Origin of the sequence: Arthrobacter sp. SPG23 (assembly GCF_000876655.1) — a bacterium.
In the GTDB taxonomy this organism is placed as follows: domain Bacteria; phylum Actinomycetota; class Actinomycetes; order Actinomycetales; family Micrococcaceae; genus Arthrobacter.
Genome location: NZ_JYCN01000025.1, coordinates 228702 through 241408 on the forward strand (window position 1 = coordinate 228702; position 12707 = coordinate 241408).

11 protein-coding genes and 1 pseudogene are annotated in these 12707 nt (G+C 66.8%); 9 read left to right on the plus strand and 3 right to left on the minus strand.

Translation table 11 applies throughout. The features are described 5' to 3' along the window. Positions 1-33: 33 nt before the first annotated feature. Both TV39_RS17090 and TV39_RS17095 read right to left on the minus strand, forming a co-directional pair. Entirely contained in the window at positions 34-1053 is a 1020-nt protein-coding gene (locus TV39_RS17090; RefSeq protein ID WP_043483951.1) for a LacI family DNA-binding transcriptional regulator, read from the minus strand. A gap of 14 nt (positions 1054-1067) precedes the next feature. Further along, the gene (locus TV39_RS17095; RefSeq protein ID WP_043483794.1) at positions 1068-2270 is read right to left on the minus strand and encodes a Gfo/Idh/MocA family protein; all 1203 of its coding nucleotides are present in this window, start codon (positions 2268-2270) and stop codon (positions 1068-1070) included. Positions 2271-2485: 215 nt separating this feature from the next. Between TV39_RS17095 and TV39_RS17100 the strand changes: the two genes are divergently transcribed. From TV39_RS17100 to TV39_RS17115, 4 genes are all read left to right on the plus strand, one after another. Next, positions 2486-3442: a carbohydrate ABC transporter permease gene (locus tag TV39_RS17100; RefSeq protein WP_043483797.1), complete on the plus strand. Its 957-nt coding sequence runs from the start codon at positions 2486-2488 to the stop codon at positions 3440-3442. Positions 3443-3454: 12 nt separating this feature from the next. Then, positions 3455-4396, plus strand: coding sequence for a carbohydrate ABC transporter permease (locus tag TV39_RS17105; protein WP_043483800.1), 942 nt, complete (start codon positions 3455-3457; stop codon positions 4394-4396). Between the two features lie 44 nt (positions 4397-4440). Then, the gene (locus TV39_RS17110) at positions 4441-5781 is read left to right on the plus strand and encodes an ABC transporter substrate-binding protein (protein ID WP_043483803.1); all 1341 of its coding nucleotides are present in this window, start codon (positions 4441-4443) and stop codon (positions 5779-5781) included. 174 nt (positions 5782-5955) lie between these two features. Beyond that, on the plus strand, positions 5956-8178 hold the full coding sequence (locus TV39_RS17115) for an alpha-galactosidase (protein WP_043483805.1): 2223 nt from the start codon (positions 5956-5958) through the stop codon (positions 8176-8178). A gap of 90 nt (positions 8179-8268) precedes the next feature. Here TV39_RS17115 and TV39_RS17120 read toward each other — a convergent pair whose 3' ends face one another. Beyond that, positions 8269-9219, minus strand: coding sequence for an SMP-30/gluconolactonase/LRE family protein (locus tag TV39_RS17120; RefSeq protein ID WP_043483807.1), 951 nt, complete (start codon positions 9217-9219; stop codon positions 8269-8271). 167 nt (positions 9220-9386) lie between these two features. On the opposite strand from TV39_RS17120, the pseudogene TV39_RS22640 reads away from it, so the two are divergent. The 5 genes and pseudogenes from TV39_RS22640 to TV39_RS17140 form a co-directional block, all read left to right on the plus strand. Then, positions 9387-9545 (plus strand): annotated as a pseudogene (locus TV39_RS22640) (FAD-dependent oxidoreductase); the annotation flags it as partial. A gap of 356 nt (positions 9546-9901) precedes the next feature. Then, positions 9902-10690, plus strand: coding sequence for an FAD-dependent oxidoreductase (locus TV39_RS22645; protein ID WP_235347429.1), 789 nt, complete (start codon positions 9902-9904; stop codon positions 10688-10690). 4 nt (positions 10691-10694) lie between these two features. Beyond that, positions 10695-11063 carry an SRPBCC family protein gene (locus TV39_RS17130; RefSeq protein ID WP_043483810.1) on the plus strand — a complete coding sequence of 123 codons (369 nt, stop codon included), beginning with the start codon at positions 10695-10697 and terminating at the stop codon, positions 11061-11063. Between the two features lie 123 nt (positions 11064-11186). Next, positions 11187-11663 (plus strand): type II 3-dehydroquinate dehydratase, encoded by a 477-nt coding sequence (gene aroQ / locus TV39_RS17135; RefSeq protein ID WP_043483813.1) that lies wholly within the window; start codon positions 11187-11189, stop codon positions 11661-11663. Between the two features lie 2 nt (positions 11664-11665). Beyond that, positions 11666-12694 carry a DUF2332 domain-containing protein gene (locus TV39_RS17140; protein ID WP_043483816.1) on the plus strand — a complete coding sequence of 343 codons (1029 nt, stop codon included), beginning with the start codon at positions 11666-11668 and terminating at the stop codon, positions 12692-12694. Positions 12695-12707: the final 13 nt, after the last annotated feature.

The following is a 12707-nucleotide window of genomic DNA, read 5'->3' on the forward strand; positions in this document are numbered from 1 at the left end:
GCCCGGCACCGCTCACGGCCGGTGACCCGGGCGCTACGGGCAGCCGCAGGACTGCCGGACCAGCAGCCGCGTGGGGAAGACATGGTGGCGGGGCGGCTCGCCGCGGCCCGCTCCAACCAGCGCGCGCACCGCGGCTTCCGCCATGTCGCGCACCGGCTGTTCCACCGTGGTCAGCGGGGGCCACGAATATTCGGCCTCCACTGAACCGTCGAAGGAGGCCAGCGCAATGTCCTCCGGAGCGGAGAGTCCGGCTTCATGGAGGGCCCGGAGGATGCCCACGGCCTGCATGTCGGAGCTCGCAAAGATAGCGGTGGGCCGGTGCCCCGAGGCCAGGAGGCGTTTTCCCGCCGCGTAGCCTCCATCCCGGGTGAAGGCACTGCGCGCGATCGGGCCCTCCGGCAGGCCTGCGGCCTCAAGTGCCTGCAGCCAGCCCTGCTCACGGTCATCTGCCTCGTTGGCCGTGGTGGTGCCCATGGCCAGGCCGATGTTGGTGTGGCCGTGCCCGATAAGGTGCTCGACGGCGGTGCGGGCGCCGGCAGCCAGGTCCACGCCGACGCTCGTGACCCCCGCCGGCCTTTCGCTGTGGCTGAGCAGGACCGATGAGATCTCCGCCGATTCCAGATCCGCAAGGTCGGGTTCGGAGAGGACGCTCGCGAGCACCACGCCGTCCACCTGGCGGGCGGCCAGGTTGCGGATGTGCCGGCGTTCCTTGGCGAGGTCGCCGTCGGAGTTGGTCAGGAACAACGCGTAGCCGAGTTCGCCGGCAGCGTCCTCCACCGCGTGCGCCAGCAAGGAGAAGAACGGGTTGCTGTTGTCCGGAATGATCAGGCCGATGGTTTCGCTGGACCCGAGTTTCAGCGCCCGTGCCGCGGCGTTGGGGCGGTAGCCCAGGACGCGGATGGCGTCCTGGACCTTCGCTTCCGTAGCCGGCGCGACCCGTTTCGGGCCGCCGTTGACAACGTAACTGACCACCGCCGTACTCACACCCGCATAGCGGGCAACATCCTTGCGGGTTACCGGGCCTCGGGGCGGGTGCGTTGCGGGAATGGTCATGGAGTACATGCTAGCTATGCACCCTGCGGAGCGGCGCCAAAATCGCGGATCGGCAGCCGTGCGCCGTCCTGCAGCGCCGAAGCATGGGCCACGATTCCCGGAAGCGTGAACCTCGCCGCCACCCAGGCATTGACGGGCGGGAGCGTCCCTTCGTTCACTGCGGTCACGAAGTCGTCCACCAGGAACTGGTGGCTGCCTTCGTGCCCGTTCGGGGCGCCGAGGAATTCGTCCGGAAGCCGTCCGCGGTCGTGGACAGGGGCAAGTCCGGAGATGAACGCATCGCGAAGTTCGGGGGCGACGTCGGCCAGCGAGGGATCATCCAGCGGGATGCTGGGCCGGGTTTCCACCTGCTCGGAGATGTCGTGGACGTTTTCCTTGTCCTGCCACACGGTCACCTTGGCGAGCTGCTCGAAGCTTGCTTCGGTGCCGAAGAAGCGGAAGCGTGATTCACGGATGTGCGACGGGTAGCCCACCCGGCGCATCTCGTTGGTGCGCATGGCGCCGCCGTCGTTCAGTTCAAAGAGCGCGGTGGCGTTGGAGAAGTCGTTGCCGAACATGCTGACGTCCTTGTCGAAGACGCCGTCGTTGCGGTCGTCCCGGACTCCGATGCAGCTGACACTGACCGCATGCGACGGCAATGCGCCCAGCACGCCGCCGATGGCGTGGGTGGGGTACAGCATGGGCGGGTAGCTCGCCGTCGACTTCCACGCGTCTCCGCCGCTGTACTGGTAGGCGTCGTAGAAGCCCAGGTCCATGTCGTGGACGTAGTCGCCTTCGCTGTAGAAGATCCTGCCGAACTTGCCGGCCGCGTGCTGGTTGCGGGCGTAGACGGTAGCGGGGTTGTAGTAACTGGTCTCACCCATCGCGTAGACCAGCCCGGTTTCCTTCACGGCGGCGATGATGCGCTCGATCTCTTCTTCCGAGACCGCCATGGGAACAGCGGAATAGACATGCTTTCCGGCGCGCAGCGCCTGCTCCACCAGCGGACCGTGGGTCCAGCGCTGCGTGAAGATGGCGACGGCGTCGACGTCGGACGCCAGCAGTTCCTCGAAGCTGGCCTTGGTGCCGTCGAGCCCCCAACGCTCAAGCGCCGCGGCGGCACGTTCCGGCCGTTCGTCCACGACGTAGACCTCGCTGACTCCCGGGTGGAGCTTGAAGAGATGGGCGAAATGGCCGCCGAACTGTCCGACGCCGACGACTCCGATTGAAAACGCCATTGTTTACCTTTCCCTGATCGGCCCGCGGTACCGGGCATGGTTGGCCGCTGTGGTCATGCTGCGAGTTTTCCACCGGAATCTACTCGAGTCAACGATCGAGCCATGATCCGCTGTAATTTTCTTTGGTTACAGCCAAAAAGACTTGCTACACGAAATCTACTCGTGTAGATTCATCTGCAGTTGTTACCCACATCACAGTCAGGAAAGGGTCGAAGATGACCACCCTTACCAAGCAGCAACAGAACCCGGCAGCCCGGGCCCGCCGCCCGAAGGCGGCACAGCCCGCCCGGACGAGCCGGCTCCGAAGGCTGGGCGACTTGAAGATGGCACTGCTGTTCATCTTCCCCGCGATGATCGGCTTTGTTCTCTTCTATTTGGTCCCCACGATCCGGGGCGTCTACCTCAGCTTCACCGAGTACAGCATCCTGGGTGACCCCACCTGGATCGGTATCAAGAACTACACGGCCATGCTTGGCGATGAACTCTTCTGGAACGCGATGGGCGTCACCCTCCAGTACGTGGGGCTGAACATCGGCTTCCAGACCGTGATCGCCCTCGGACTGGCACTCCTTATGCACCGGGTGGCCAAGTCCACGTTCATCCGCGGCGCGCTGCTGTTGCCCTTCCTGGTGGCCAACGTGATCGTCGCCCTGCTGTGGTTCTGGATGCTCGATTACCAGATCGGCATTGTCAACGAAATCATCAATTGGATGGGCCTGCCGCGCATCGCCTTCTTCGGAAGCGAACAGTGGGCCATTCCCACCATCGCCGCCGTCAACGTCTGGCGGCACATGGGCTACACAGCCCTTCTGATCTTCGCGGGGCTTCAGTCGATCCCCAACCACGTCTATGAGGTGGCCTCCCTCGACGGCGCCTCCCCCACCCGGACCTTCTGGAGCATCACCATGCCGCTCCTGCGCCCCGTCATGGTGCTGGTGCTCGTCGTCACCGTGATCGGCTCGTTCCAGGTGTTCGACACCGTGGCAGTGACCACCGGCGGCGGCCCCATCAACGCCTCACGGGTCATCCAGATGTACATCTACCAAAAGGCCTTCGGCGAATCGGACTTCGGCTACGCATCGGCACTGTCCGTCATTCTCTTCCTCATTCTTGCCCTGGTGGCCTTCGTGCAAATGAAGTTCCTCAAGGGCAACGAATCGGATCTGGACTAAGGAACCCCAGCCATGAGCAACTCCACGATTACCCGCAAGAAGTCGGTCACCGCCTCCCCTCGCCGGAATTCCGCCAGGAAGCCCGTGAACTGGCGCCGCGTCGGAGCCTGGGCCCTGGTCGCCGTCGCCGTCGCCGTCACCGTGGCGCCCTTCCTCTGGATGCTCCGCACCGCGCTGTCAACCAACGCCTCGCTGGCCTCCAACGCCGGCAACCTGTTGCCCGCAGACTTCAACCTCGGCGCATTCAAGCGCGTTCTTGGCATGCAGAGCCCCGAAGAGGCCATTGCCGAGGGCGGCTCGGGTGCCGCGATCAACTTCTGGCTCTACTTGCGGAACTCGGTCATCTTCGCCACCGTCACCACCGCAGGGCAGGTCTTCTTCAGCGCGATGGCCGCCTACGCCTTCTCCCGGCTCCGCTGGCCCGGACGGAACGTGGTGTTCAGCCTCTTCCTGGCCACCATGATGGTCCCGCCGATCTTCACCGCCCTGCCCAACTTCCTCATGATCAAGAACCTGGGCCTGCTCAACACATTCGCCGGCATGACGCTGCCCTTCCTGTTCATGACACCGTTCGCCATCTTCTTCCTGCGGCAGTTCTTCCTCAGCATGTCCCGGGAAGTGGAGGAAGCCGCCATGCTCGACGGTGCCAAGCACCTGCGGATCTTCTTCCAGATCGTCCTCCCCAACGCCGCTGCACCCCTGGCCACCCTGGCCCTGCTGACCTTCATCGGCCAGTGGAACGAATACTTCTGGCCACTCCTGGTGGGCCAGGACGAAAACGTCCGTGTCCTTACCGTGGGCCTGGGCGTCTTCAAATCCCAGTCCCCGCAGGGCGCTCCCGACTGGACCGGGCTGATGGCCGCCACGCTCGTCGCCGCACTCCCGGTACTCCTGCTGTTCATTGCCTTCGGCAAGAAGGTGGTCAACTCCATCGGCTTCTCCGGAATCAAGTAACCCCTCACTTCCCTCCTCCCAAGAAACACCTCGAAAGGTCCACCATGAAGAAAACCATCGGCGTCGCAGCTGCCGCCGCGGCAATCGCCCTCTCACTGTCCGCCTGCGGCGGAGGCAGCACCGCCTCCACCGAGGCCAAGGGTGAAATCAACTACTGGCTGTGGGACGCCAACCAGCTCCCCGCATACCAGCAGTGCGCTGACGATTTCACCAAGGCCAATCCGGACATCAAGGTCAAGATCACCCAGCGCGGCTGGGACGACTACTGGACCACGCTGACCAACGGCTTCGTCGCCGGCACCGCACCGGATGTCTTCACGAACCACCTCTCCAAGTACCCCGAGTACGCGGCCAAGAAGCAGCTGCTCTCCCTCGACGACGCCGTCGCCAAGGACGGCATCAAGCTGGATAGCTACACGAAGGGCCTGCCCGAGCTCTGGGTGGGCCAGGACGGCAAGCGCTACGGCCTGCCCAAGGACTGGGACACCGTTGGCCTGTTCTACAACAAGGCCATGGCGGACTCCGCCGGCCTGACCGCCGAGCAGATGGCGAACCTGGATTGGAACCCGTCAGACGGCGGCAGCTATGAGAAGGCCATCGCCCACCTGACCGTGGACAAGAGCGGCAAGCGCGGCGACGAGGCCGGCTTCGACAAGAACAACGTGGCAGTCTACGGGCTGGGCCTGGCAGGCAGCGGCTCCGGCCAGGGCCAGACGGAGTGGAGCTTCCTGAGCGCCACCACCGGCTGGACCGCCACGGACAAGAACCCGTGGGGCACCAAGTTCAACTACGACGACCCCAAGTTCCAGGAGACCATCGCCTGGTGGGCGGGCCTGATCGAGAAGGGCTACATGCCCAAGCTTGAGACCACTGTTGGCGCCAGCCTGGCTGACAACTTTGGTGCCGGCAAGGCCGCCATCAACACCACCGGCGACTGGCTGATCGGCCAGTACAAGTCCTACAAGGGCGTGGAGACGGCGTTCGCCCCCACCCCCAAGGGGCCTGACGGCAAGCGTGCCAGCATGTTCAACGGCCTGGCCGACTCCGTCTGGGCGGGCACCAAGAACCCGGCGGCATCCGTCAAGTGGGTTGAGTACCTTGGTTCCACCGCCTGCCAGGATGTCGTGGCCTCCAAGGCCGTAGTCTTCCCCGCCATCACCAGCTCCTCCGAAAAGGCGGCCGAGGCCTTCAAGGCCAAGGGCACCGACGTTTCAGCCTTCACCACCCACGTCGAGGAAGGCACCACTTTCCTCTTCCCCATCGCGGACAAAGCGGCAAAAGTTGATGGCATCATGAAGCCCGCCATGGACGCCGTGCTCTCCGGCAAGAAGCCTGCCAGCTCCTTGACCGAAGCCAACAACCAGGTGAACGATCTCTTCAAGTAGACCGCACCTGTAGTGGCTGCGTAAGTGGTCGCAGCCACGGCCCAGGGTGCCGCCGTTTCATCCTCGCGAAGCGGCGGCACCCGGGGCGCTCCACCCTCGCACCTACAGTCGAATCACCATACGAACCCCGCCGGCAGCGTCACCGGACGCCCGCCACAACGAAAGAGAAACCCCATGGATCCCCTGCACCTCCGCTCCGCCGGCACCAGCCTGGTGATCAGCTTCGACAGCGGGGAGGCCGAGGTCATCCACTGGGGCGCCGATCTGGGCGCTTCACTCCCCGATCTGGCCATCCTCGGCGAACCAATCCCGCCCTCCGCCATCGACGCCGCCGTCCCCGCCGGCCTGCTGCCGCAGGCATCCTCCAGCTGGCGCGGACGCCCGGCCCTCCGAGGGCACCGGATCGCCGACGGCGTGCCCGGCTACGACTTTTCCGTCCGCCTCCGGGTCACGGATGTCAAGACCGGAGGACGTTCCGCCGTCGGGAATTCGGCTGTGATTGTCCAGTCTGATCCCGATGCCGGCATCACCGTTGAATCCACCGTGGAACTGCACGACGGCGGGCTGCTGGAAATGCGCCACACCGTCACCAACACCGGCACCTCACCTTTTCAGCTCGACGAACTGGCCACCGTGCTGCCGGTGGCTCCCGACGCCGTCGAACTCCTTGACCTGACCGGACGCTGGTGCCGTGAACGCCACCCGCAGCGCCGCGCCATCCAGCAGGGCACCTGGGTGCGGACCGGCCGGCACGGACGCACCGGCCACGACTCCTCCCTGTTGCTGGCCGCCGGTACGGCAGGCTTCGGCAACCGCCACGGCAAGGTCTGGGCCACCCACCTTGCCTGGAGTGGAAACCATGAGCAGTTCGCGGACAGCATTGGGGACGGACGGACCGTGATCGGGGGTTCCGAGCTGCTGGGGCCGGCCGAAGTTGTCCTCCAGGCGAACGGCAGCTACACCACGCCCGCTCTCTTCGCGGCCTACTCGGACCGCGGCCTGGACGGCATCAGCGAAGCGTTCTACAGCTGGTTCAGGAACCGGCCGCACCACGTGCTGCCTTCGGCGTCAGCCGTTTCAGGAGCAGGTCATGCGGGCACCGGCAAGGCCCGGCCTGTAGTGCTGAACGTCTGGGAAGCTGTCTACTTCAATCACGAGCTCGGCGCATTGGTCGAACTGGCCGATTCCGCGGCGGACCTGGGCGTGGAGCGCTTCGTGCTCGACGACGGGTGGTTCCGCGGCCGCCGGCACGACCAGGCAGGCCTGGGCGACTGGTACGTGGACGAAGGCCTCTGGCCGGACGGCCTCACACCCCTGATCGACGCCGTCACCTCCCGCGGCATGGAATTCGGCCTCTGGGTGGAGCCCGAAATGATCAACCTGGACTCCGACGTCGCACGCGCCCACCCGGACTGGATCGTTGGGCCCGCCGCACAGTCCCACAAGGACGGGGGCCGGTTGCCGTTGACCTGGCGCCACCAGCACGTCATCGACCTGGTCAACCCCGAGGCCTGGCAGTACGTCTTCGACCGCATTGACGCCCTGCTGCGCGAAAACAACATCAGCTACCTGAAGTGGGACCAGAACCGGGACCTCACAGAGCACGGCCACGCCGGGCGCGCATCCGTCCACGAACAAACCCTGGCCGCCTACCGCCTCTTCGACGAACTGAAAAAAGCCCACCCGGGCCTCGAGATCGAAAGCTGCTCCTCCGGCGGGGCACGCGTGGACCTGGGCATCCTGGAACGCACGGACCGCATCTGGGCTTCGGACTGCAACGATGCCCTGGAGCGCCAGACCATCCAACGCTGGACCGGGCTGGTGGTGCCGCCGGAGCTGGTCGGAGGACACATCGGCCCCACCACGTCCCACACCACGGCCCGCACGCACGACGTTTCGTTCCGCGCCATCACGGCCCTGTTCGGACACTTGGGCCTCGAGTGGGACGTGCGCCAGGTCCGCGGAGCAGAGCGGGAGGAACTCAAGCGGTTCATCGGCCTCTATAAGGAGCACCGCGGCCTGATCCATTCGGGCCGGATGGTCCGCGCCGACGTGGCCGACGATTCGCTGATGCTCCACGGCGTCGTTTCCCAGGGCACCCCCGCAACCGGAGACACGGCAGCACTGTTCGCGCTGGTCAGCACCAGGACCTCGTTCGCGGAGCGGCCGGGCCGCATCACCATTCCGGGACTGGACCAGGACCGCAGCTACCGTGTGGAGGCCATCTTCCCGACGCCCGGCGACGCTGATTACGCGCACAACTTCACCCAGGCGCAGCCACCCGCATGGCTGGCCGAGGGTGCAGAGGCCAGCGGCCGGTTCCTGGCCGAGGTGGGCCTGCCCATGCCCGTCCTCAACCCGGAGCACGCAATGCTGCTCAGCTTCACCGCCGTGTAGCTCCAACGCCTCGTAGCTCCAACGCGTCGCAGACAGCCTGCCGGCCGGGTGCCAAACCCGGCCGGCAGGCTGTCTGCTTTCCAGGACCGGTTAGCGGGCGTCGGTGAGGACCACCTCGTAGGTGCTGGCCCCGGGAACGCCGAACTTCGCGTTGACCACGGCGAGCGTATCGCCGAACAAGGCCGCCGTCGTCGGGACCTGGAAGTCAGGGCTGGTGATCACGTCCCTGACCTCGAAGGACTCCAGTTGCCCGTCCAGGCGCACGCGGCTCACCTGGTTGAGCATGTTCTGCACAGCCCACAGGGTGTTCCCCTTCGCCACAATGCCATCCACGTTCGGCAGTTTGGCGCCGGTGATCGCAGCGCTGGCGCCGGTGTGCGGGTCCACCGTGTACAGGGCCTCATCCGCGGAATGCGCCACGATCAGGGTCCGGCCACCGCGGACGGCCGCGATGCCGTTCAGGTTGAAGTCCCCGGGAGTGGCGGCCGCAGGTCCGTCCAGTCCGAGCGTACTGGCCTTGCCGGGCTTGCCGTGGCGGTCCACCGGGACAAAGTACAGCTCACCCCTGCGCGAGTTGGTGAACCAGGCGCCGTCCGGGGTCACTGCGACGTCGTTGATGAATGCTTCCTCCGTGGTCAGCTGGTAGGTGGCCACGGTCTTTCGGGTGTCCGTGTCGTAGACGTAGGCCTGGCCGGTGGTGCCGCCGGCAACGAAGAGCAGGCCGTTCTCCACGTCCACTTTCATGCCAACCGCCATCCGGCCGTCGGGCACGTCAATGAAAAGCTTGGCCGTTCCCCTGCGGATATCTCCGCGGTAGATGTCCCCCTTGAACAGGTCCCCGGCGAAAAAGGTGGTGCCCTCCCCTTCGGCAATGCCTTCGGCGGACGAAGCGCCGGGAAGCTCAATGACCTTGTCATCGCCCTTCGTCGACGGCGGACCGGCAGACGCCACGGGTGCCGGAATTATGAGTGCGGCCAGGGCCACAAGCCCCACGGCGGCACGGCGAAGTGCTTTTCCTGAATCCACATTTTTGCAGCGCATGATGACGCTCTCTCCAGATCGGGCTTTTCCGCGCGAGCTGACCGGTACGGGGAGCTCCGCACGATGGTCCTTCAAGTCTAGGCACCGCCGGTAAGGGTGGCCAGAGCCGCGGGAGATGGCGGGCACGGGCCGCCGGCTGCGCCCCCCTGGCCGTGCCAAGATGAACCATGACCGATTCGTGTGAAGTCCTGGTGGTCGGTGCCGGGCTTGCGGGGCTCCAGTGTGCCCGCGAACTGCAGGCCGCCGGGCGTGACGTGCAGGTGTGGGAAGCGGCCGATGACATCGGGGGCCGGATCCGCACGGAACAGGTGGACGGTTTCCTGGTGGACCGCGGGTTCCAGGTACTGAATCCCGCCTACCCGGCTGTCCGCCGCTGGGTGGACGTCGGCGCGCTGGAGCTGCAGCCCTTCGGCGCCGGGCTCGGCATCCGGCGCGATGACGGTTTCGCCGTGCTCGCCCACCCCCTCCGCGAACCGCTGCTGCTTGCCCGGACCCTCGGCAGCGGCATTGCCACGCCACGTGACGTGGTGGCCCTCCTCCGCTGGGCGGCCCCCGCGGTTGCCCGGTCCTGGGGGCACTATGACGACGGCGGGTCCGGCCGGGACGTCACCCTGCGGCAGGCGCTGGACGACGCCGGACTGTCGGGAGGACTCCGCCGGGTGGTCGAACAGTTTTCGCCGGGGTGCTCCTCGAAGACGACGGCAGCACCTCCAACGACTTCGCCCGGCTCCTGCTGCGGACCTTCGCGCTCGGCGTGCCCGGGCTGCCGCGCCTGGGCATGCAGGCACTGCCGAGGCAGCTGGCGGCTTCCCTCGCCGCGCCGGTGCGCACCCGGACCACGATGGAGTCCATCCGGCGCGAGGGCGGTTCCATGCTGGTCCGGGCCGCCGGAGCCGAGCTCCGGGCAGAGCAGGTGGTGCTGGCCACGGATCCGGTCAGCGCCAGGAGCCTGGCACCCGGGAACGACGACGGCGGACCGGCGGCAGACGGCAGCCCGGCGGGCGGAGGCGTGCCTGCCCTGAAAGGCGTACTGACGCACTGGTTCGCGGCGGACGAGCCGCCCACCCGGCTCAACCTGCTCTGCGTCGATGCCCGGGATCCGCGTCGCGGCCCCTTGGTCAATACCGCCGTCGTTTCCAACGCCGCTCCCGGGTACGCGCCCGCGGGCAGGCACCTTGTGCAGACATCGGCACTGTTCGGCCCGGGACGGCCGGTGCCCGGTGACGACGAGGTCCGCCGGCACGCCGCCGAGATCTACGGCTCGGATGCTTCAGGCTGGGAACTGGTGGCCAGGCACGAAGTTCCGCATGCGCTGCCCGTCCAGCCGCCGCCGCTGGCGTCCCCTCGCCCGGCCGAGGCCTCGCCTGGTCTCTTCCTCTGCGGCGACTACCGCGCCACCGCATCCATCCAGGGTGCCCTCGACAGCGGACACCACGCGGCGCAGGCGGTCCTGCGCCCCGACTTCGGCTAGCCGCATGCGGTTTTCCGTGTCACGGCACATCAAGGCGTCCGCCGCGGACGTGTGGGAGCTGCTCACCGACGTCGGGCGCTGGCCGGAATGGGGGCCTTCCGTGACAGGTGCCGAACTGGACCCGCCCGGCCTCAAGGCCGGCAGCACCGGCCGGGTGCGGACAGTGACCGGCATCAGCCTGCCCTTCAGGGTGACGGAATTCGAGGCGGGCCGCTCCTGGTCCTGGTCCGTTGCCGGCATCCGTGCCACAGGGCACGTTGTGGTTCCGGAGGGGGACGGCTGCCGGATCACGTTTACGGTCCCGTGGTGGGCGCCTGCCTACCTCCTGGTCTGTGCTGCGGCGCTGCGCCGGATCGCCAGGATCACCGGATAGGGACAGCAGCGGCACAGGGACAGCGGCTCTGCGAATGGACGCCGTGGCCTCAGCGGGTCAGGCGGCCCTCAGACGGTCGTAAAGAACCGCGCACGCCGCCCGCAAAGCGATAGATTGGCTCACATGACTGAAGCCTCCCCCGCCACCGACGCCGGCCGCGGCACCATCCTGGTCCTCAACGGGCCTAACCTGAATCTGCTGGGAACCCGGGAACCGGAGAAGTACGGCACGGCCACGCTGGCCGACGTGGAACAGCTCGCCAAAGATGCCGCCGCCGCGTACGGCCTGGAGGCTGAATGTTTCCAGTCCAACCACGAGGGCGCCCTGGTTGACGCCATCCACGCTGCCCGGGGCAAGGCCATCGGCATCGTCCTCAATGCCGGCGCGTACACCCACACTTCGGTGGCCATCCGCGACGCGATCTCCGCAGTGCAGCTGCCGGCCGTGGAGGTCCACATCACCAACGTCCATGCCCGCGAGGAATTCCGGCACCACTCCTACCTTTCGGACATCAGCAAGGCAGTGATAGCCGGCGCCGGCGTCATGGGCTACCGGTTCGCCGTCGAGTACCTCGCAGAGCTGAACGCCGGCAAGGCCTGACCATGACACCGGTGGGGACTGCGGACTGGTACCGGAACTTCGGGACTCTCGATGCGCCGTCGTCCTCGCCCTGCTACGCCGAATGGTCGCTGGGCATCGCCGACGATCCTGAACTGATCCGCCGCATCGAGCAGTGGCCGCACAACAAACGCCAGCCGCTGCTGATCCTCGCCGCCGCCCGCTTCCTCGGGGCGGAAATCACTCCGTACCCCGAGTTCCGGGAGTTCCTGGATGCGAAGTGGGACGAGGTCTCCCGGATTGTGCTCTCCCGCGCCACGCAGACCAACGAGGCCGGCCGCTGCGCCACGCTGCTTCCCTCCCTCGCCGGCATCGCCGCGTCCTCGGGCCGTCACTTGGCCCTGATCGAGGTGGGCGCCTCAGCCGGGCTGGCGCTGTTTCCGGACCAATACGCCTACGAATACGTCGACGGCACTTCCGTCACGCGGCTGGTCCCGCCAACGGACTCCACCCGGTCCTTGGCGGAGGAGCCGCCGGTTCTGCGGTGCACGGTGAAAGGCGCCGTCCCGCTTCCGTCCCGCCTCCCCGAGGTGGTGTGGCGGGCCGGGATCGACCTGAACCCCCTGGACATCAACAACCCCGACGACGTCGCCTGGCTTGAGGCGCTCATCTGGCCGGAGCAGGACTTCCGCCGTGAGCGGCTGCGCCGGGCCATCGCCATCGCGCGGCAGGACCCGCCGCTGCTCGTGGCGGGCGACCTCAACGAGCAACTGGTGTCACTGGCCGGCCAGGCCCCGCCGGACGCAACCCTGGTGGTCTTCCACAGCGCGGTGATGGCCTACCTGGATGCCGGACAGCGGGAAGCCTTCCGTGCCACCATCGGCACTCTTGCCGCAGAGCATGGCTGCCACTGGCTGTCCAACGAAGGCCACACGGTGATCGCCCAGGCTGACGGATCTTTGGTGGTGCCGGAAATGGACGATGCCCGGCTGCGGGGCAGGTTCCTCCTCCTCCAGGACGGCATCCCCACGGCCATCGCCGGCCCGCACGGCCAAAGCCTGGAGTGGCTCTAGCTGGAGTGGCTCT

Coding starts and splice junctions, on each gene's coding strand:
- TV39_RS17090 (WP_043483951.1), bottom strand. CDS start 1,053: ATGACCATTCCCGCAACGCACCCGCCCCGAGGCCCGGTAACCCGCAAG.
- TV39_RS17095 (WP_043483794.1), bottom strand. CDS start 2,270: ATGGCGTTTTCAATCGGAGTCGTCGGCGTCGGACAGTTCGGCGGCCAT.
- TV39_RS17100 (WP_043483797.1), top strand. CDS start 2,486: ATGACCACCCTTACCAAGCAGCAACAGAACCCGGCAGCCCGGGCCCGC.
- TV39_RS17105 (WP_043483800.1), top strand. CDS start 3,455: ATGAGCAACTCCACGATTACCCGCAAGAAGTCGGTCACCGCCTCCCCT.
- TV39_RS17110 (WP_043483803.1), top strand. CDS start 4,441: ATGAAGAAAACCATCGGCGTCGCAGCTGCCGCCGCGGCAATCGCCCTC.
- TV39_RS17115 (WP_043483805.1), top strand. CDS start 5,956: ATGGATCCCCTGCACCTCCGCTCCGCCGGCACCAGCCTGGTGATCAGC.
- TV39_RS17120 (WP_043483807.1), bottom strand. CDS start 9,219: ATGCGCTGCAAAAATGTGGATTCAGGAAAAGCACTTCGCCGTGCCGCC.
- TV39_RS17130 (WP_043483810.1), top strand. CDS start 10,695: ATGCGGTTTTCCGTGTCACGGCACATCAAGGCGTCCGCCGCGGACGTG.
- aroQ (WP_043483813.1), top strand. CDS start 11,187: ATGACTGAAGCCTCCCCCGCCACCGACGCCGGCCGCGGCACCATCCTG.
- TV39_RS17140 (WP_043483816.1), top strand. CDS start 11,666: ATGACACCGGTGGGGACTGCGGACTGGTACCGGAACTTCGGGACTCTC.